25 protein-coding genes are annotated in these 20,666 nt (G+C 28.0%); 21 read left to right on the top strand and 4 right to left on the bottom strand.

Features of this window, described 5'->3' with window-relative positions:
• The first annotated feature begins 501 nt into the window (after positions 1 to 501).
• From rpmH to psyc5s11_RS27735, 12 genes are all read left to right on the top strand, one after another.
• Complete coding sequence (gene rpmH / locus psyc5s11_RS27790) at positions 502 to 636, top strand: 50S ribosomal protein L34 (protein WP_158338337.1); 135 nt, start codon at positions 502 to 504, stop codon at positions 634 to 636.
• 61 nt (positions 637 to 697) lie between these two features.
• Positions 698 to 1,054, top strand: coding sequence for a ribonuclease P protein component (gene rnpA, locus psyc5s11_RS27785; RefSeq protein WP_224035654.1), 357 nt, complete (start codon positions 698 to 700; stop codon positions 1,052 to 1,054).
• Complete coding sequence (gene yidD / locus psyc5s11_RS27780) at positions 1,047 to 1,256, top strand: membrane protein insertion efficiency factor YidD (RefSeq protein WP_224035653.1); 210 nt, start codon at positions 1,047 to 1,049, stop codon at positions 1,254 to 1,256. Before rnpA ends, yidD begins: the two co-directional genes overlap by 8 nt.
• Before the next feature lie 22 nt (positions 1,257 to 1,278).
• Positions 1,279 to 2,046: a membrane protein insertase YidC gene (gene yidC, locus psyc5s11_RS27775; RefSeq protein WP_224035652.1), complete on the top strand. Its 768-nt coding sequence runs from the start codon at positions 1,279 to 1,281 to the stop codon at positions 2,044 to 2,046.
• Positions 2,047 to 2,093: 47 nt separating this feature from the next.
• On the top strand, positions 2,094 to 2,723 hold the full coding sequence (gene jag, locus psyc5s11_RS27770; protein ID WP_224035651.1) for an RNA-binding cell elongation regulator Jag/EloR: 630 nt from the start codon (positions 2,094 to 2,096) through the stop codon (positions 2,721 to 2,723).
• Between the two features lie 181 nt (positions 2,724 to 2,904).
• Entirely contained in the window at positions 2,905 to 4,287 is a 1,383-nt protein-coding gene (gene mnmE / locus psyc5s11_RS27765; RefSeq protein WP_224035650.1) for a tRNA uridine-5-carboxymethylaminomethyl(34) synthesis GTPase MnmE, read from the top strand.
• A gap of 9 nt (positions 4,288 to 4,296) precedes the next feature.
• On the top strand, positions 4,297 to 6,183 hold the full coding sequence (mnmG, locus tag psyc5s11_RS27760; protein WP_224035649.1) for a tRNA uridine-5-carboxymethylaminomethyl(34) synthesis enzyme MnmG: 1,887 nt from the start codon (positions 4,297 to 4,299) through the stop codon (positions 6,181 to 6,183).
• A gap of 17 nt (positions 6,184 to 6,200) precedes the next feature.
• A complete protein-coding gene (gene rsmG, locus psyc5s11_RS27755; RefSeq protein WP_224035648.1) occupies positions 6,201 to 6,920 on the top strand; it encodes a 16S rRNA (guanine(527)-N(7))-methyltransferase RsmG in 720 nt (239 codons plus the stop codon).
• A 136-nt stretch (positions 6,921 to 7,056) separates the two neighbouring features.
• The gene (locus psyc5s11_RS27750; protein ID WP_224035647.1) at positions 7,057 to 7,839 is read left to right on the top strand and encodes a ParB/RepB/Spo0J family partition protein; all 783 of its coding nucleotides are present in this window, start codon (positions 7,057 to 7,059) and stop codon (positions 7,837 to 7,839) included.
• 272 nt (positions 7,840 to 8,111) lie between these two features.
• Positions 8,112 to 8,873, top strand: coding sequence for a ParA family protein (locus tag psyc5s11_RS27745; RefSeq protein ID WP_311196396.1), 762 nt, complete (start codon positions 8,112 to 8,114; stop codon positions 8,871 to 8,873).
• 9 nt (positions 8,874 to 8,882) lie between these two features.
• On the top strand, positions 8,883 to 9,743 hold the full coding sequence (locus tag psyc5s11_RS27740; protein ID WP_224035646.1) for a ParB/RepB/Spo0J family partition protein: 861 nt from the start codon (positions 8,883 to 8,885) through the stop codon (positions 9,741 to 9,743).
• A 46-nt stretch (positions 9,744 to 9,789) separates the two neighbouring features.
• Positions 9,790 to 10,296 (top strand): DUF4446 family protein, encoded by a 507-nt coding sequence (locus psyc5s11_RS27735; protein WP_224035645.1) that lies wholly within the window; start codon positions 9,790 to 9,792, stop codon positions 10,294 to 10,296.
• A gap of 402 nt (positions 10,297 to 10,698) precedes the next feature.
• On the opposite strand, the gene psyc5s11_RS27730 is transcribed toward psyc5s11_RS27735, so the two are convergent.
• The 4 genes from psyc5s11_RS27730 to psyc5s11_RS27715 form a co-directional block, all read right to left on the bottom strand.
• A complete protein-coding gene (locus tag psyc5s11_RS27730; protein ID WP_224038280.1) occupies positions 10,699 to 12,183 on the bottom strand; it encodes an IS1182 family transposase in 1,485 nt (494 codons plus the stop codon).
• 355 nt (positions 12,184 to 12,538) lie between these two features.
• Entirely contained in the window at positions 12,539 to 13,129 is a 591-nt protein-coding gene (yyaC, locus tag psyc5s11_RS27725; RefSeq protein WP_224035644.1) for a spore protease YyaC, read from the bottom strand.
• Between the two features lie 122 nt (positions 13,130 to 13,251).
• Positions 13,252 to 14,409, bottom strand: a complete 1,158-nt coding sequence (locus psyc5s11_RS27720) for an aminotransferase class V-fold PLP-dependent enzyme (protein ID WP_224035643.1) — start codon at positions 14,407 to 14,409, stop codon at positions 13,252 to 13,254.
• Between the two features lie 10 nt (positions 14,410 to 14,419).
• The gene (locus psyc5s11_RS27715) at positions 14,420 to 15,085 is read right to left on the bottom strand and encodes a LysE family translocator (RefSeq protein ID WP_224035642.1); all 666 of its coding nucleotides are present in this window, start codon (positions 15,083 to 15,085) and stop codon (positions 14,420 to 14,422) included.
• 163 nt (positions 15,086 to 15,248) lie between these two features.
• Here psyc5s11_RS27715 and psyc5s11_RS27710 point away from each other — a divergent pair, with 163 nt between their 5' ends.
• The 9 genes from psyc5s11_RS27710 (at position 15,249) to rplI (ending at position 20,663) form a co-directional block, all read left to right on the top strand.
• Positions 15,249 to 15,491, top strand: a complete 243-nt coding sequence (locus tag psyc5s11_RS27710; RefSeq protein ID WP_224035641.1) for a DUF3343 domain-containing protein — start codon at positions 15,249 to 15,251, stop codon at positions 15,489 to 15,491.
• A 66-nt stretch (positions 15,492 to 15,557) separates the two neighbouring features.
• Positions 15,558 to 16,421, top strand: a complete 864-nt coding sequence (locus tag psyc5s11_RS27705; RefSeq protein ID WP_224038279.1) for a mechanosensitive ion channel family protein — start codon at positions 15,558 to 15,560, stop codon at positions 16,419 to 16,421.
• Complete coding sequence (locus psyc5s11_RS27700; protein WP_224035640.1) at positions 16,418 to 16,612, top strand: DUF951 domain-containing protein; 195 nt, start codon at positions 16,418 to 16,420, stop codon at positions 16,610 to 16,612. The genes psyc5s11_RS27705 and psyc5s11_RS27700 overlap by 4 nt, the downstream gene beginning before the upstream one ends.
• 101 nt (positions 16,613 to 16,713) lie before the next feature.
• Positions 16,714 to 17,001: a 30S ribosomal protein S6 gene (rpsF, locus tag psyc5s11_RS27695; RefSeq protein ID WP_224035639.1), complete on the top strand. Its 288-nt coding sequence runs from the start codon at positions 16,714 to 16,716 to the stop codon at positions 16,999 to 17,001.
• Positions 17,002 to 17,014: 13 nt separating this feature from the next.
• The gene (locus tag psyc5s11_RS27690; protein ID WP_224035638.1) at positions 17,015 to 17,470 is read left to right on the top strand and encodes a single-stranded DNA-binding protein; all 456 of its coding nucleotides are present in this window, start codon (positions 17,015 to 17,017) and stop codon (positions 17,468 to 17,470) included.
• 23 nt (positions 17,471 to 17,493) lie between these two features.
• A complete protein-coding gene (gene rpsR, locus psyc5s11_RS27685; RefSeq protein WP_224035637.1) occupies positions 17,494 to 17,751 on the top strand; it encodes a 30S ribosomal protein S18 in 258 nt (85 codons plus the stop codon).
• A gap of 180 nt (positions 17,752 to 17,931) precedes the next feature.
• Positions 17,932 to 18,252, top strand: a complete 321-nt coding sequence (locus psyc5s11_RS27680; protein ID WP_224035636.1) for a MazG-like family protein — start codon at positions 17,932 to 17,934, stop codon at positions 18,250 to 18,252.
• Positions 18,253 to 18,273: 21 nt separating this feature from the next.
• The gene (locus psyc5s11_RS27675) at positions 18,274 to 20,214 is read left to right on the top strand and encodes a DHH family phosphoesterase (protein WP_224035635.1); all 1,941 of its coding nucleotides are present in this window, start codon (positions 18,274 to 18,276) and stop codon (positions 20,212 to 20,214) included.
• 2 nt (positions 20,215 to 20,216) lie between these two features.
• Positions 20,217 to 20,663 carry a 50S ribosomal protein L9 gene (gene rplI / locus psyc5s11_RS27670; RefSeq protein ID WP_224035634.1) on the top strand — a complete coding sequence of 149 codons (447 nt, stop codon included), beginning with the start codon at positions 20,217 to 20,219 and terminating at the stop codon, positions 20,661 to 20,663.
• Positions 20,664 to 20,666: the final 3 nt, after the last annotated feature.

The following is a 20,666-nucleotide window of genomic DNA, read 5'->3' as shown; positions in this document are numbered from 1 at the left end:
TCTTATTCCTCCAATATTTTAATAAAAAAAATTTTATGATATTTATGTACAGTTTATCAACAGGTATATTAACAGTTGTATATTATAGCCATGTATGTATATAAATATATCAACATGTTAATAACTATGTGTATATATTAATCGTGTATAAATTTAATAACAATTTACTAAAAAAGTTATAAACATATGCTTAATATAGTATTAATGTGCTATAGGAGATAGTGTAATAGCAAGGAATAAACACGTTATCCACAAAGTTATCAACACGTGTGGATAACTTTTGATATCAATAAGTTATTCACAATATAATACTTATGATAACATAAGTAAATATGGATATTCAATAAGTTATCCACAAATAAATATATAAAAATATATTTATCAACAATTATTGCCACCTTGACAGAAAATTATTATGTAGATATAATAAGTAAAGTAAAATTTAAAATCATAAAGTATAGTTTTTACTATAAATAAATAATTTAAGGAGGTGCATGTGTAATGTTCATGACTTATCAACCTAAAAAGAGACATAGAAAAAAGGAACATGGCTTCAGAAAGAGAATGAGTACTTCAGCAGGAAGAAACATTCTTAAAAGCAGAAGACAAAAAGGAAGAAAGAAATTAACAGCTTAAGGGCCGCATTAAGTGGCCTTTTTTCTGCAAATGCAGGAAAAAAAGGAGTATAAAAATATCTATGATTTATAGATTAAAAAAGAATTTTGAATTTTCAATTGTATATAGAAGAGGGAAATCATTTGCAAATGATTTTCTAGTTATGTACATATTAAAGAATAAAAGAAATAAAGATAAGAAATTTAATATTTATAATAAATTAGGTGTTTCTGTAAGTAAAAAAGTAGGAAATAGTGTTGTTAGAAGTAGATGCAAAAGATTAATAAGTGAAAGTTTTAGGTTAAATTATGATTCTATTATAAAAGGATATGATTTTGTTTTTATAGCAAGAAATCCTGTAAAGGATAAAAGCTATCTTGAAGTAGAAAAATCCATGAAGAATTTAATTAAAAGGGCAGGCTTATATAATAATGAATAAACTACTAATAATTCTAATTAATTTTTATAGAAAAAATATTTCACCTGGAAGACCTTCATGCTGTAGATTTACGCCAACCTGTTCACAATATGCTCTAGATGCCATAGATAAATATGGGGCTTTTAAAGGTTGTATAATGGCGGTTTACAGAATATTAAGATGTAATCCTTTGTGTAAGGGTGGGTATGATCCAGTAAGGTAAGGTATAGGAGGTATGTATTTTAATGTTTGAAAGTATAATTAAGTTTATGGCTGATATATTTAATTACTTCTATGTTTTTATGCGTGATAGTATGGGGATATCAGACGTAGGATTAGGTTATGTTTTAGCTATATTTGCATTTACAGTAGCTATAAGATTATTGATATTGCCACTTAATATTAAGGCTGCAATATCAACTAGAGGAATGCAAAAAATTCAACCAGAAGTTAAAAAGCTTCAAGAAAAATATAAAGATGATAAAGAAAAATTAAGTACAGAAACAATGAAGTTATATAAAGAAAAAAATGTTAGTATGACAGGCGGATGTTTACCATCTTTATTGCCACTACCTATATTAATGGCTCTTTATTACGTATTTATGAGAATAGAAGGAATAGATGGAGCATCATTCTTATGGATTAAAGATTTATTTGCTCCAGATGCATACCATATATTACCGATCTTAGCTGCATTATCAACTTATATACCATCATATTTAATGACTAAAGCTACACCAGCACAGCCTGGTGGAATGAATATGGGTAGTATGAATTTAATGATGGCTGGAATGATGGGATTTATGTCATGGAATTTTAAATCAATATTAGTTTTATATTGGATAATTGGTAACTTGATACAAACAGTACAAACTTATTTCTTAAATTATAAACCTGCAATAAAAGAAATTGATTCTAGAAAAGAAAAAGAAGCTCAAGTAGAATCAGAAAAGTTTGTAATGGCAGTTGAAGAACCTAAAAACTTAGCTAGTAAAAAGAAAAAAAATAAATAAAAAAGTGATTTAAGTTTGCTTTGATATTAGAGGTGGTGAATTAACAGATGAAATCAATAGAAGTAGAAGGAAAAACTGTTGAAGAAGCCTTAAATAAAGCCTTAATTGAATTAGGTAGAGATAAAAGCATGGTGAATGTTGAGATTTTGAATCATGGTTCAAAAGGTTTATTTAATGTTATAGGAGTTAAACCAGCTAGAATTAAGGTTTCTAATAAATATGATTATATTGAGGAAGCAAAAGATTTTATAGCAAATATACTTAATTGTATGGAACTAGAGGCTCAGATAGACTTTAAGGAAGAAAATGATATTCTTAGAATCAATTTATCAGGAGAAAAAATGGGCGTGATAATAGGTTACAGAGGAGAAACATTGGATTCTATACAATATTTAGTTTCATTAGTAGTTAATAAGGCACATGAACTTCCTCATAAAAAAGTTATACTAGATACTGAAAATTATAGGAACAAAAGAGAGGAAACTCTTAAAGGTGTTGCTATTAAGACAGCTAATAAGGTTGAGAAGACGCGAAAAGTATTTAAGTTAGAACCAATGAATCCATATGAGAGAAGAATTATTCATTCTGCACTTCAAGGAAATGCTTTTGTTAATACATATAGTGAAGGCGATGAACCATTTAGAAGAGTAGTTGTTGAATTAAAAAAAGATTTGTAGAAGAAAGCCTTAGGGCTTTCTTTTTAAATTTATAACCTAAATTTTATAAATTTAGGTTATAAATTTAAAAAGAAAGTTTATTTAATATAATTTTGACTAATTATATTTTGTTATGTAAAATTGATAGTAGTCTGAAATTGTATTAATAAAAAAAATTTCTTCTGTATAAGGGAGGACAATAATGAAAGAATTTGATACTATATGTGCAATAGCTACGCCTATTGGAGAAGGTGGCGTTGCAATAATTAGAATTTCCGGAGAAAATGCTTTAAGTATTGCTAGTAAGATATTTGTAGCTAAAAATAATTATGATGTCAAAAATATGCAAACATATACTATGAAATACGGAAATGTCATAGAGATAGATAATAAAGAAATAATTGATGATGTTATTCTAAGTTATATGAAATCACCTAAAAGTTATACTGGAGAGAATGTAGTTGAGATTAATTGTCATGGTGGAGTTGTATCAACTAATAGTGTATTAAATCAAATTATAAGAGCTGGAGCAAGGCTTGCTGAACCAGGAGAATTTACGAAGAGAGCATTTTTAAATGGTAGAATAGATTTAAGTCAAGCAGAAGCAGTTATGGATATAATTACAGCAAAGACTGAATTATCAATGAAATCAGCTATGTTGCAAAGTAATGGAGCACTTTCAAGAGAAATAACAGAATTAAGGAAATATTTATTAAATGTATTAGCTTTAATTGAATATGCAGTTGATTTTACTGAAGATGATGAAGATATTATTGATGATAATTTAGTTCTCCAAATTAAAGATGGTATTGATAAGACAATATTTAAGATAAAAAATTTATTATCGAATGCTGATGAAGGAAAAATTATAAGAGATGGTCTCAATGTAGTTATTGTTGGTAAACCTAATGTTGGTAAATCATCGCTACTTAATGCATTATTAAAGGAAAAAAGAGCAATAGTAACAGACGTTCCTGGAACAACTCGAGATGTAATTGAAGAATATATAAATCTTGATGGAATACCTATTAGAATATCTGATACGGCAGGAATAAGAGAGACAGAAGATATAGTAGAAAAAATAGGTGTAGAGAAGTCTAAAGAAAAAATTGAAGAAGCAGATTTAATAATATTAATGCTTGATGCATCTAGGGATATAGATGAAGAGGATAAAGCTATACTTGATAAAATAAAGAATAGAAAATACATTGTATTATTAAACAAGACAGATTTAGATATGGAAATATCACAAGAAGTAAGAAATAATTTAGATAATAAGATAGACATATCTGCAAAAACAGGAAAAGGAATTGATGATTTAAAAACAGAGATTAAGAATTTATTCTTTAATGGGGAAATAAATTCAGAAAGTTTAATCATTTCAAATACAAGGCATAAACAAGCATTATATAGATCACTAGAAAATTGTGATATAGCTTTAAATAGAGTTAATGCTAATGAATATCTTGATTTAATATCAATTTATATAACAGCAGCTATGAAAGCATTAGGTGAAATAACTGGAGATGAATTAGAAGAAGATTTATTAAATAAGATTTTTAGTGAATTTTGTGTAGGAAAGTAGGTAAATGCAATGGCAGTAAATTATGATGGTGGGGAATTTGATGTAATAGTTGTTGGAGCTGGTCATGCCGGTTGTGAGGCAGCACTTGCATCGGCAAGATTAGGACTTAATACTTTAGTATGTACTATAAATTTAGATTCAATAGCACTAATGCCTTGTAATCCGAATATTGGTGGTACTGCAAAGGGACACTTAGTTAGGGAAATTGATGCACTTGGTGGAGAGATGGGAATTAACATTGACAATACATTTATTCAATCAAGAATGTTAAATACCTCAAAGGGGCCAGCAGTTCATTCATTAAGAGCTCAAGCGGATAAAAAAGATTATCAGTTTAGAATGAAAAGAGTTTTAGAAGAACAAGAAAATCTTAAAATAAGGCAAATTGAAGTTACTGAACTTAATGTTGAAGATGGAAAAGTAACAGGTGTAGTTACTAAAAATGGTGCTGTTTTTAAATGTAAATCAGTAGTACTTGCAACAGGTACATATTTAAAGGGGAAAATTATTATTGGAGAAGTGTCATATAGTGGAGGTCCTAATGGATTATTTCCTGCAAATGATTTATCCCAATCATTATTAGACTTAGGAGTTACATTAAGAAGATTTAAAACAGGGACTCCAGCTAGAATAAATAGGAAATCTGTGGATTTCTCAAAAATGATAGAACAAAATGGTGATGATAAAATAATACCTTTTTCATTTATGAATGAAAATTTAGAAAAAGAACAAGTACCTTGTTATTTAACGTATACAAATGAAGAAACACGCAAAATAATTAAGGAAAATATAGATAGATCACCAATTTATAATGGAAGTATAAAGGGGATAGGACCTAGATATTGCCCATCTATAGAAGATAAGATAATGAGATTCCCAGATAGAGATCAGCATCAAGTATTCATTGAGCCTGAAGGACTTGATACTTTAGAAATGTATGTAGGAGGATTTTCCTCATCATTACCTGAAGAAGTTCAAATTGGGATGCTTAAAACTTTACCTGGACTTGAAAATGTTGAAATGATGAGAACTGCATATGCAATTGAATATGATTCAATTGATCCTACTCAATTGAAGCCAACATTAGAGTTTAAAGATATTGAAGGATTATATGGAGCAGGTCAACTTAATGGAAGTTCAGGATATGAAGAAGCAGGAGCACAAGGATTAGTTGCAGGGATAAATGCTGCATTAAAAGCTAAAGCAGAAGAGCCATTAATTTTAACTCGTTCTGATGCTTATATAGGAGTACTAATAGATGATTTAGTTACTAAGGGAACTAATGAACCATATAGGATGATGACATCTAGAGCAGAGTATAGATTGCTACTACGTCAAGATAATGCGGACTTTAGATTAACTGAGATAGGGCATAGGGTTGGATTAGTTACTGAAGAAAGATACTCTAGATTTTTAACAAGAAAGCAAAATGTAGAAAATGAATTAGATAGATTAAAGAAATTAAAAGTGACAAATAAAAAAGAAGTAAATGAATTTTTACTTTCATTAAGTTCAGCAGAGCTTAGAAAGCCAGTCAGCTTTTATGAATTAATGCAAAGACCAGAATTGAATTATTTTAATTTAGAACAATTAGATACTGAAAGGCAAGAATTACCTTATGATATTGGAGAACAACTTAATATACTTACAAAATATGAGGGATATATTCAAAGTCAACTTGAACAAGTTTCTCAGTTTAAAAAGTTTGAAAAGAAGATATTACCTAAGGATATTGATTATAGCCATATTAAGGGGTTAAGGACAGAAGCTGAGCAAAAGCTAAATAATATCAAACCAATCAGTGTAGGGCAAGCGTCACGTATTTCAGGAGTATCTCCAGCAGACATTTCAGTTTTACTTATTTATCTTGAACATTACTATAATAAAAAATCTTAATTATTAATGGAGGATTTATGGATTTTTATAATTTAATGTCTAAATCAGCAGAAGATGTTGGTTTACAATTATCAAAGGAGCAATATGAGAAATTTTTAATTTATATGAAACTTCTTCAAGAATGGAATGAAAAAATAAATTTAACTGCTATAGTAGAGGATGAAGAAGTAATTAAAAAGCATTTTATAGATTCTATCAAAGCTTTTAAAAGAGATGAATTAAAAAGTGCTAAGAATTTAATAGATGTTGGCACAGGAGCAGGATTTCCAGGATTACCAATTGCTATTATGAAAGATGATATAAAAGTTACATTATTGGATTCTTTAAATAAGAGAATTAATTTTTTGAATACTGTTGTAAATGATCTAGGATTATCTAACGTGACTACAATTCATTCAAGAGCAGAAGATGGAGCAAGAGATCGTAAATTACGAGAAAAGTTTGATATTGCAACATCTAGAGCAGTTGCTAATATGAGTGTATTGTCTGAATTCTGTTTACCATATGTAAAAATTGGTGGAAATTTTATTGCACTAAAGGGGCCGTCAGTTGATCAAGAAATTAAAGAGAGCAAAGGTGCAATTAAAATTCTTGGTGGAGAATTGGTAGATATCTGTGAAGTTAATATTGAAGATACAGAATTGAGGCATAATTTGGTTGTAGTAAAAAAAATAGCAGTATGTTCTAAGGTATATCCAAGAAAAGCAGGATCAATAACAAAAGATCCACTTAAATAATATGTAATACAATGTAATTAATTACAAAAAATACATTTAAAATAAAACAAAAAAGGGAAAATATAATTATAGTAGAATAAGTAAGTAGTGTAAAGTGAATTTGTCACAGTATTTTAATAAGGGATGGGTTGGGAACATGAATAATGAAATAATAAAAATCAATACAGATAAAGTGATTCCAAATATTTATCAACCACGTAAATATTTTAATGAAGAAGCAATTGAAGAGTTATCGCAATCAATTATACAACATGGAATAATTCAACCACTTACGGTAAGAAAAAGAGGGGATGTTTTCGAACTAGTAGCAGGAGAAAGAAGACTTAGAGCTGCTAAATTAGCTAAGCTAGAGACCGTTCCTTGTAATGTTATTGATATAACAGATTCTGAATCAGCTCAAATAGCTTTGCTAGAAAATCTACAAAGAGAAGATTTAAATTATGTTGAAGAAGCAGAAGCATATTATAATTTGATCAATGATCATAATTTTACGCAAGATGAATTAGCAAAAAAAATGGGAAAAAAGCAATCTACAATTGCTAATAAATTAAGATTATTAAAATTAAGCCCTGAAGTTAGAGAATTATGTCTTAAAAATAAATTAACAGAAAGACATTCAAGAGCATTACTTACTGTTCCAAATAAAGAATTGCAATTAGTAATTGTTCAGAAAGTAATAAAAAATGGATTAAATGTAAAGAAAACAGAAGAACTTATTAATACAGAATTGCTTAAATTAGCAGGAGAAGAGCTAAAGAATAAGACAAAAAGAAATATAAAAAGTGTTTTACCAGCGAAATTATATGTGAATACAATTAAACAAGTATTCCAAAAGTTTGATATACCAGCTGAATATACTTATAAAGATGAAGATGAATTCATAGAAGTAACAGTTAAAATTCAAAAGGTAAACAAATAAAAATAAATAATAGCTAAATTAGTGAAATTAGGGTTACAATAATGTAGCCTATTTTCATTATATATAAAACTATGCAATTACTAAATTATATATAGCTTTAAAAACATACCTATTTATAGTTTTACAGTTTTATATTATATAGGGAAATTTTATTTAAAATGTATTTTTAATAAGATAAATTTATAATAATAATGTTTTTTAGGACATAATTCTTTTATTATATAAGGAAAATATATATAATGATAATATGGGAAAGGGGGGAAATTCATATCATGAAAACAATTTGCATTTTTAATCAAAAAGGTGGAGTTGGAAAGACAACTACTAATATAAATTTATGTGCATATTTAGCAATGGAGGGTTATAAAGTTTTGACTATAGACATAGATCCTCAAGGAAACACAACAAGTGGATTAGGATTAGATAAAAATAATTTGGATTTATCTATTTATGATGTTTTAATTTCTGATACTCCTATTAAAGATTCAATAGTAAGAAGTGACCTAGTTCAAAATTTATTTATATCACCTTCAACTATGGAGCTTGCAGGAGCTGAGGTTGAACTTATAAATAGAAAAAATAGAGAGAATATAATGAAAGATAAATTAAATGAAATTAAAGATGAATATGATTATGTATTTATTGACTGTCCACCATCTTTAGGTGTATTAACTATAAATGCGCTAACTTGTGCAGATTCGGTTTTAATTCCAATTCAATGCGAATTTTATGCATTAGAAGGTGTTAGTCAATTAGTTAATACAATCCAATTAGTAAAAAAATCACTTAATAAAGATTTAGATATTGAAGGCGTAGTAATGACTATGTTTGATTATAGGACAAATCTTAGCAATGAAGTTTTAAAAGAAGTTCAGAAATATTTTAAGGATAAAGTTTATAAAACAACAATTTCGAGAAATGTAAGATTAGCAGAAGCACCAAGTTTCGGATTACCAATCATGTTATATGATGAAAAATGTAAAGGTGCAGAGGCCTACGTAAAATTAACTAAAGAATTTTTGAAAAGGCAGTAGGTGATAAAAATGGCAAAGAAATTCACTTTAGGAAAAGGATTAGGTGCACTAATACCTGAAGATCCTGAAGATTTTAGAGAAGAAAATAATAATATATTAATTTCAATAAATAAAATTAAAAGCGATGAAGAACAACCAAGAAAGTTATTTGATTCTGAGAAAATAGCTGAGTTGGCAGAATCTATTAAAGCTCATGGTATAATTCAACCTTTAATTTTAAGGAAGTATATGGCGGATAAATACATTATAGTAGCTGGAGAAAGAAGATGGAGAGCTGCTAAAATGGCTGGATTAAAAGATGTACCTGCAATTATAATGGAATTAACTGAGAGGGATATATTAGAAATTTCATTAATAGAGAACATTCAACGTCAAGATTTAAATCCAATTGAAGAGGCATTAGCATATAGAAAGCTATTAAATGATTTTAAGATAACACAAGAAGAATTAAGCAAAAGAATTGGAAAATCAAGAGTAGCAATTGCTAATACAATGAGATTAACAAATTTAGATGAAAGAGTTCAACAGTACATAATTGAAAGTATTCTTTCAGAAGGGCATGGGAGAGTTCTTCTTACCATTAGTGATAAACAAAAACAATATGAATTATCACAACAAGTAATTGATGAAAAGTTATCAGTTAGAGAATTAGAGAGATTAATAAAGAGGTTTAATGAGCAAGAGGAAAAAGAAAAAGTTATTTGGAGAAGTGATGATTTAAATCCATATTATAAGGAAATAAAGAATCAACTTCAAAACTATTTTGGAACAAAGGTGAATGTTTCAAATAAAAAAAATAAGGGAAAAATAGAAATTGAATATTATTCAGAGGAGGATTTACAAAGGATATTAGATATTATTAATATTTAATACTTAATGTTTCACGTGAAACAATTATGAAAGGAATGACAAGGGATTGGATATACTAATTAATACAATCAATGAGCTAATACCATATTTAATAGTTGGAATGATAATAATAATTATATTATTATTTATAATGGTAATAGTCTTGTTTAAAGCAGTAGGAAGAGTTGAGATTAAATATAAAAGGCTCATGAGAGGAACTAGTAATAAGAATCTAGAGGAGATTCTACTAGAAAGACTAGATAGCATTGATGAAGCTAAAGAAGTTTCTGAAAAGGCATTAAAAGAATGTGAGAAATTAGAAGTAAAATTAAAAGATTGTATTCAAAAAGTAGCGATTATGAGATATAAAGCTTTTGAAAATGTAGGGAGTGATTTGAGTTTTTCTATAGCTATGCTAGATGATAACAATGATGGTATTATTTTAACCGGTATATATGGAAGACAGGAAAGTACAACTTATGCTAAACCAATTGATAAAGGAATATCAAGATACGATCTTTCAGAAGAAGAATTATATGTTTTAAATGAAGCATCAAACAAAGAAGATAAATAAAGTTTTGAATTTTATTTAGAGTGCCATTTTATTTGGCACTCTATTTTTTTGCAATTAATAATAAATGATGACTTTAGAAAATCAAGATTGTTTCACGTGAAACAATTTTGATTTTTTCAATAAATTAATATTAAAAGAGAATTTAAAAACTATGTAAAAATTAATAACTTAAATACAACATATAAATAAATATAATATAAAGCATTTATACAGAATATCTAAATAATTTCATATAAAAAATCAAAGAGGGAGTGTCGCAAAATGATTGATTTTCGATCAGGAGCGATGCTCCTTTTCGATTCAAAGAAAGAAATCTCCCCAAAATTGAAATATCAAATCAATTTTGGGGAGATTTCTGAATTTCAAGCGCACTCAAATAAGCCTACTTATTTCATTCCATAATTAGGCAGTAGATTTTAATTCATGAAGATGATTTTGGGTTCTTTCATTTTGTATTTTTAAATGCAATTTGTTAATGTTGTAGCCAAAACAAAGCAAAATAAATTCAGTTTTAACACTATTTTTTCCACGTGTTAAAAATCTATTGAATTCATAATCACTTTTTAGAACTCCAAATGCTCCTTCGACCTGAATAGATCTGTTCATTCTTAATTTAGTTCCAAATTCAGTTGTGATATTTCTATAAGATATTTCACGCTTTTCCACAAAAGTTTTTGAAACTTGCATCTTTCTATTTCCTTTTGCTTTCGTGCACTTCGATTTATGAGCACAGTTATCACAACTTTCACACTCATAGATAGTAGCCTCTGATTTGTATCCACTGGCGGATTTTCTATTAATAATAGAGGTCGGAATCAACTTTCTACCATTATGGCAAATATATAAATCTGATTCTGCATCATATTTCATGTTTTCACGTTTACTAATATCATTTTTAAAACTTCTTTTTTTCCACTTTTCATAAGTTTGTGGTTTTATATACGGAGTTTGATTGTTAGATTCTAAAAATAAATAGTTCTCCTCACTTTCGTAACCAGAATCTGCAATTACATTAAGATATTTATACCCAATTTTTTCTTGCATATTATTAAGCATAGGTATTAATGTTGCTATATCATTTCTATCATCAAATATTCCGACCCCGGTTACGTATTCACTTTCAACTGCGATTTGTGCATTATATGCAGGTTTCAATTGACCATTTCTCATATGGTCATCTTTCATACGCATAAAAGTTGCATCTGTATCAGTTTTAGAATAACTATTTCTTTTTGATAATATGTTTTTACTGAAATTATATTTTTCTTGTCTTTCTTTATATTCAAATAGTTGCTCTATCCATTTCTGAATTGCAGTTTTTCTTTTACCAATACCATCTATCAATGTTTCTTTTTTAGCAATAAAGTCTCTCGATTCTTCAAGATTGATATTTTCAGCAAGAGTAAGAATCTTATCAAACATTTTTGTCTCATTTTTATAAATGGATTTCTTCCAAACAAAAGTATAACGATTGGCATTCGCTTCGATTTTAGTACCATCAATAAATACATTTTCAAATAATATTTCATTTTGAGCTGCTAGATATTTAACTTGTTGATAAAATAAATCTTCAATTACTTCATTTGAAAGATATTCTTTACGGAATCTACTAATGGTAGCATGATCAGGTGCTTTATAGCCTTGAAGTAGCCACTTGAAATTTATATCTCTTTTGCATGCTTTCTCTATTTTTCTACTAGAATAAACATTTTGAGAATAAGCATACGATACTATTTTGAACATGATTTTTGGTTCCACTGCCGGTTTTCTTCCAACGGAAGAGTACGCCTGATACAACTTTGTATAATTTAATCCCTCCAATATATGGCTTAGCAAGCGGACTGAATCATCTTCTGGTATTAAGTTTTCTAAATTTAATGGTAATATAAGTTGATAATTATCATTAAATTGATTATAATTTTAATTGTATAATTTGGTTTTTAACATAATTTAATTATACTAAAAATGTGAATTCTTTTGAATTCACATTTTTTATTTTTTTTATAAAAAAATGAGCTGCCACAAAACTAACTACGTTAGTTTTGCAACAGCCCCTTTTCATAATCGAAACAAAAGTTCTACATATCAAGTTTAGAAGAGCTTACAATTATAGAATTGGCACAAGCTACCTACAATGTATACTATAAGAACCAGGTCTAGTTCTCTACGCACTTTTGCAACCATTAGAAGCAAGTAAATAAGTAAAAAGTTTAGGGCTATAGCATAGCTATCTGATAAAGTTTTAATGATTTATATTAAATATATTTGTAGCATTTGAACAGGGGTTATCTAAACTTTTTAGAATAAAATAAGATATTCCTTTAGAGATTGCATCAGCTAAATTCATTACAGTATTCAATCTAGTATTTTGTAAAACTAAAAATTCAAAGCTTCCTGATACATTAACAATACCAGTTATACTCATTTCCCCAACACAAGGAAGTTCCTTGTTTAATGCCAAACCTGGGCAAAGAGGTTTCTTTTGTATAAATACTTTGCCGATATTAGTTAACGAACCTAAACATGAATCAATGGCAACTATATATGGATTTACAAAAATAGATTTAATTTTAGTTAATATCTCTATCATGTTTTTTGCATGTATTGGATATTCTAATGTTCCATAAATATAAATGTTATTTTTAGCTAAGTGTTTCAGCTTATATCCAACTAAAGGTCCAAGGGAGTCTCCAGTAGATCTATCAGTACCAATGCAAATAAATATAATTGGTCTATTTTGAACAAGTATTGGGTTTAATTCTTTTAATAGATAATCTTTAATTTTGATATAAGAAATAACAGATGATGCTTCAATGGAAAAATTATCACACATAAATAAACCTCCTTATATTAGATTTATTTCCAATAAAGCAGGTTCTATTCATATTTCTAATTATTATGTTTTTAATTATTATTACATTTTGAATAATAAATTGAATTTAATATTTGTTTTAGCTAAGAGTTTCTATTAGTAGCAATTTTGTTTATAACCATAAGTGCATAATCAAGTTCTTCTTTAGATGTAAAATAACTTATACTTAATCGAACAGTGCCACTTGGATAAGAACCTATAGTTTTATGAGCTAAAGGAGAACAATGTAATCCAGATCGAGTTTTAATACCATTACATTCTAAGATATATCCAAATTCAGATGGATCTAAAGAGTTAATATTTATGGAAATGCATGTAGTTAGCATCTTACCTGATAAATCACCATACACGTTTATTCCATCAATATTTAATAAGCCATTTAATAAGTAATTTATTAAATATTTATTATGATCATATATAGTATTTAATCCTATAGAATTTATGTACTTAATTCCTTCAGCAAGTCCAACGATACCAGGAAGATTATGTGTTCCACATTCAAATTTGTCAGGCAAGAAATCTGGTTGCCTTAAAGAGGAGGAAAGACTTCCTGTACCACCTTGTAGTACAGTAGAACAAGAGGAATTCAATTTAGAGTCTAATATAAAGCCTCCAATGCCTTGTGGCCCTAATAAGCTTTTATGCCCTGTAAAAGCTATTGCATTAGCTTTTACATCTTTCATATTAATATCTAAGACGCCTGCGCCTTGAGCAGAATCAACAATGAAAAAAATATTGTGATCATTGCATATCTTTCCTATGGATTTTATGTCTTGAATTGAACCAGTAACATTAGATGCTTGAGTCATTATAACTAATTTTGTTTTAGAATTAATTTTATTTTTTAAATCATTTATATCAACGAAACCAAAAGAATTTGCTTTTATTATGTCAAATTCAATTTGAAGTTGTTCTCTGCAGTAAAAAAGTGGTCTGATAACAGAGTTATGTTCCATTGAAGAGGTTATTACGTGATCACCAGATTTTAAGATACCTTTAATTAAAATGTTTAAGGAAGTGGTAACATTATTGGTGAAAATCACATTACTAGGAGAATCATAGCCAAAGAAATCACAAATAATTTCTCTTGCATCATACAGATAGCGATTACTTTGAAGCGAATTACTATAATTTCCTCGCCCTGCATTACCACCTATATTGATCATATAATTATACATACTATCAATAACTTGTTTTGGTTTAGGGAAAGTCGTTGATGAGTTATCTAAATAAACTTCCATGTATTCACCTCTAAAAAATAAATTTATACAATCCTAACAGAATAAATATTATACCCAATGCAAGAAGGAAATAATCCAAGAACTTTGTTGTCTTATCCGCAAAATTAGGGTTTAATTTTTTTAATCCCCTACTTACTAAGAAATTGAGAGCACAAAACCAACTTATACTTCCAATTATCATTGAAAAAATTGAAATCATGAAAAACATTTTGCCTTCATGTCTCCAAACATTAAATACAGTTCCGCTAAGTGCAATCCATAATGATGGAGTAGTTGGATTTAAAAATGTTATAAAGAATCCAGTTAAAAATCCATTTGAAGCGGGTTTAACAGCATATTTATTTAACTCTAAAGCTGATTTTTTAGAGCTTAAAGATATTTTAGTAGATATAAGCAAAACAATTCCAGATATAATCCAAAATAAACTACGAGATTTGGGATTTCTAGAAAAAATTGTAAGAAGACCTAGATTTATAATTATTATATATACAATATCGGCAGACACAGCACCGAGTGAGACTTTAAATCCTGCTCTAAATCCTTTTGTTAGTGAGCGGCTAACAGATTCAAGACCAGAAGGGCCTAAAGGAATAGACGCTAAAAAACCTGTAGAAAAACCTATAAATATAGCTTTAAATATAGCTTTAAGTATAGATATAGTAAATACTGAAAACATAGTATTCTCCTTTAAATGCATTTGTATATTATTATAAAATAAAAAATTTCTTTTTTCATTATATTTTAAAAGTTTTTATTATAGTAATAATCTTATCTTTATAAAATAAAAAAAATATATATAATATAGATTATAACATAAGAATATAAGGGGCGATGCAAACATGAATTATTATATAATAGTATTCAAAAATACATATGACGCAATGGCAGCAGAAAAAAAATTGAAGGAATTAAATTTTGACTTCAAAATAATGCCAACACCCACAACTATAACTATGAGTTGTGGGATATGTGTGAGGATGGATGAAAAGGAAAATATAGATTTAATAAGAAATAATGATATATTAGAATATAAAAATATATATCTTAGAGATAATGCAGGATATATTTTAATTGAAAGATAAAAAAGAAAATGATAGGTGTATAAAAATTATTTCATAAAATTATGAATGGAGGATAGAAATTTGAATATGGAAAGTTTTGTTAATATGTACTTTAATTCAGATACAATTATAAGTAAGATAATACAAATAATTTTTGTAATGATAGCAATGTATTTTGCTATAAAAATGGGAAAGCATCTAATAAAAAAATTTGTTGAAAGACAAGTTGCGAGTAGTGCAATGCTTTCCTTAGACTCTCAAAGAGCAAAAACACTTGGGGAAGTATTAAAAAGTGTTTTGAATTATTCCGTATATTTTATGGGAATAGCAATAATAGTATCAATTTTATTTGGAGAAATATCATCTACATTCACATTTACATTTGCAAGCATAGGTGGAATTGCAGTTGGACTTGGTGCACAAAGCTTAATAAAAGATTTGATTAATGGATTTTTCATTTTATTTGAAAATCAATTTGGAGTTGGAGATCACGTAACTTTAGGAAATTTCAATGGAATTGTTAAAAGCATAGGTATTAGAACTACTGTAATTATTGATTTTACTGGGGATATTAATTTTATTCCTAATGGTTCTATAATTGGAGTTACTAATCATTCTAGAAATGACATTAGATTTGCAGTAGATGTAAATATTTCTTATGAAGAAAATATAGAAAAAGTAATTAGTATTATTGAAATTACTTGTAATGATTTTAAAAGCAAAAATGAAGAATATATAAGTGTGCCCATAGAAGTTTCTGGAGTTACAGCATTAGGAACATCAAGTGTTACAATAAGGGTAGTAGGTAAAGCGAAACCACTTAGTCAATGGAAGATGGAAAATGAACTTAGAAAAGAGATAAAATTAACATTAGATAAAAACAAAATAGAAATGCCTTATCCTAAGACTCAATTATCTAATGAAAGTATAGGAAAGGATGATAAGAAATGATAGAAGTTTTTAATCTTGGAGATATAGTAGAAATGAAAAAACAACATCCATGTGGTTCAAGTCAATTTGAGATAATAAGAGTTGGTGCAGATATAAAAATAAAATGTACTGGCTGCGGAAGAATCGTAATGATACCTAGAGGAAAGTTTAAAAAAGAAGCGAAAAAAATAGTGGTTAATGGGGAAGTTTAAATAAATAACTTGATTTTATTTTTATTAAATGATATAATCATAAATTGAAATCCCTGCTGTGCAAAGCATGGCCGTTAGTCCGAGGGGAGGAGGTGAAATTAATGAGAAAGTACGAAACTATATTTATATTAAGCCCATTATTTGATGAAGAAACTGTTAAAGCTAACATCGAAAAATTTAAGGGTGTTATAGAAAATGGTGGAGGAACAGTAGATAATGTTGATTTCTGGGGTAAGAGAAAACTTGCTTATGAAATTAAAAAAGTTGGTGAAGGTTTTTATACTTTATTTAGCTTTACTGCTGGCCCTGAATTACCAAAAGAGTTAGATAGAGTATTCAGAATAACAGATGGTGTTATTAGACATATCATTGTAATTGAACAAGTATAAGGTGGTGTTGTAAATGAATAAAGTAGTTCTAATTGGAAGATTAACAAAGGATCCAGAACTAAGATTTACTCCAGGAAGTGGAGCAGCAGTAACAACCTTAACATTAGCAATTGATAAATATAACACAAAAACTGGTCAAAAGGAAGCAGATTTTGTTCCTGTAGTAGTATGGGGTAAGCAAGCTGAGAGTACTGCTAATTACATGAGTAAAGGTGGCCAAGTGGCTATCAGCGGTAGAATCCAAACCAGAAATTATGATGCTAAGGACGGAACTAAGAGATATGTTACTGAAGTTGTAGCAGATCAATTTGGTGGAGTTGAATTTCTAGGAAGTAAAGGAAGCAACAATTCATCAGGAAATAGTTTTAGTAATAGCAATGAATATTCAGCACCGGCAAATGACACATTTGGTGGTGGAAACTTTGAAGAGGATATAACTCCTGTAGATGATGGAGATATGCCTTTCTAAAATTAAGGTAAGGAGGGAATGCAATGAGAGAAGAAGGTAACAATAGTAGAAGACCAGGCGGCAGAATGAGAAGAACTAGAAAGAAAGTTTGTGCTTTTTGTTCAGATAAGTCTGAGTTTATCGACTATAAAGATATAAATAAGCTTAGAAAATATGTTACAGAAAGAGGAAAGATTCTTCCAAGAAGAATTTCTGGAACTTGTGCTAAGCATCAAAGAGAATTAACATCTTCAATTAAGAGAGCAAGAAACATAGCATTATTACCATTTACAACTGAATAAAGGTAATAATTATTATTCCCCTGAGAAATCAGGGGTTTTTTAATATAAAAAAATATAAATATTAATCACATCTCTCGAAAAATATGGTAAAATATAGTAATAAATTATATAAATTCTTGCAATACTTATGAAAAAAAATTAAAATAAGAATACAAGGGTTTTGAGAGAGGTGATATGACTATGAGAAAAGACAATTTTAATATAATGACTAACATTAAAATTATAGAAGATTTAAAAGCACAACTTTTATGTATAATAGGAGAGTTTTTTAAGCTTTTAACAAAAGGCAATAATGTAGCACAGGATTCTATCTTAAATTGCATATCAGGTGCTATAATCATATTATATATCTTAGGAGAAAAACTAGGATATTCATTTTTAGATATAGATCATGTTATGAAATCAAAATTGGATTTGGGTATAAGAGCTGAAGATCAAGTTGAAAAAGAAGGTAAGAGTTTAAGTAAATTAAAACGTTACATTAACGATAGAAGAGATTAAATATATCTTAGGAGGCTTTTTATGAATTGGATAACTATGCTTAAACGTTTGTTTAAGCCTGGATTATTAATTACAATTTTAATAATACTATTCTTATATAACTATACAGGAATAGGTATAATTATCACTATAATATATTTGATAGATAATTTTAATGAGATGAATTATTATTTAAAAAAACAAAATGATGACAATGAACTTATAAGAATCATAGATAATGGAATATCAGACAATGCATTAAAATATATTTATCCATTGGCTTTGATAAAAGAAGATGGGGAATTAGTATGGTACAATGATTTATTTAATACATTGAAATTGAATGAAGATGATTCAGAAAAAAATATTTTAAGTATAACTAGAGGACTAAATTTAGATAATGTACTAAAATATGAAGATAATTTACATCAAAGACTAAATATTAATAGTAAATTATATGATGTATATGCTACTTTAATTAAAACAAAAAGTGAAAAGTATTTATACCTATTGTCTTTTAATGATATAACAAAACTTATAGATTATGAAACTACTCAAGAAAGTGTAATGTTAATTGAAGTAGATAATTTTACTGATGCATTAGATAAAACTGATGAAAATAATAGGCCTCTTTTGGTTGCTGAAATAGAAAGAACGATAAATTCATATGCTAATAATTTGAAAGCAATGATTAAAAAATATGATACCAATAAATATGTGCTATCTATTCAAGACAAATATATTGAAGATGAAATAAAACAAAAGTTTAATATAATAGAAATAATTTCGAAAATTGATAAAGGTAATTCCATTGAAGTTACATTAAGTATAGGGGTAGGAAAAGGTGGAATGTCTCCTTTAGAAAATTACAATAATGCTAATCTAGCAAAAGAATTAGCATTAGGTAGAGGTGGAGATCAAGTTGTGGTCAAAACTAATACTGATATAAAATTCTTTGGTGGTAATACTAAAGAAATAGAAAAAAGAACTAAAGTAAAGGCAAGAGTTATTGCTAGAGCTTTAGGTGAATTAATTTATGAAAGTAGTAAAGTATATATTATAGGACATAAAAATCCTGATATGGATTGTTTCGGTTCATCAGTTGGATTAGCGAGTGTTGTTAAACAACTGGGAAAGACTTGTAATATTGTATTAGATAATGATACTAATGCCATTAACTATTACTTAAATAAATTAAATAAAGAATCCAAATATGATGATTTATTTATATCTGTAGAAGATGCAAAGTATGAGTTAGATAGTAGAACATTAGTTATTATTGTGGATGTTCATAATAATAGCTATGTTGCTGACTTGCCATTAGTGGAGAAGGCAGCAAGAAAGGTTATAATAGATCATCACAGAAGAAGTCCTGATATGATACAACATGATATATTAAATTATATAGAAGTATATGCATCATCTACATCTGAAATGGTTACAGAAATTATTCAGTATATGGTTGATAAGCCTAATTTAACAAGAACAGAAGCAGAAGGCTTACTTGCAGGTATTTTTATGGATACTAAAGGCTTTTCTTTTAAGACAGGGGTTAGAACGTTTGATGCTGCATCATTCTTAAAATCTCTAGGTGCAGATCCAATTGAAGTGAAAAAAATGTTTACTGATGATTTAGAAGATTATTTACTTATTGCAGAAACAATAAAATCAGCACAAGTAAATGATAATACGGCTATTGCAATAACGCCTAAAAACATAGATACTGTAATTATAGCAAAAGCTGCTGATGAGTTATTAAACATATCAGGAATTTCTGTAAGTTTTGTTTTAGGAGAAATAAATAATGCTATATATATTAGTGGAAGATCCGTTGGCGATATTAATGTTCAAGTTGTCTTAGAAGCACTAGGTGGTGGAGGACATATGAATATTGCTGGGGGTATGATATTAAATAAGACAATTGAAGAAGTTATTTGTGAATTAAAAGAAGCAATGAAAAATTATTTAAGGATAGGTGAATAGATATGAAAGTTATTTTATTACAAGAAATTAAAAAAGTAGGTAAAAAGGGTGATGTTATTGAAGCATCAGATGGATATGCAAGAAATTTTTTATTTCCGAGGAAATTAGCACAAGAAGCTAGTGATTCAAATATGCATATTTTAAATAATAAAAGAGAAAATGAAAGAAAAGAAAAATTAGCGCAGCTTGAAGCGGCACAAAAATTAGCTGGAGAGTTAAAGGGAAAAGAAATAACAATAAAAGCTAAGGCAGGAGAAAGTGGAAAATTATTTGGTGCTATTACTAGTAAAGATGTAGCTGAATTAATTAAAGCACAATATAAAATTGAAATAGATAAAAAGAAAATTATTATGGATACAATAAAATTAGCAGGTGGATATGATATAGAGGTTAAAATATATCCAGAAGTTAGTACTAAAATGAAGGTTATTATTGTTCCACAAGCATAAGGA

The sequence above is a fragment of the Clostridium gelidum genome (genome assembly GCF_019977655.1).
Classification (GTDB): Bacteria; Bacillota; Clostridia; order Clostridiales; family Clostridiaceae; genus Clostridium; species Clostridium gelidum.
This window is presented reverse-complemented; position numbering and strand designations above follow the sequence as displayed.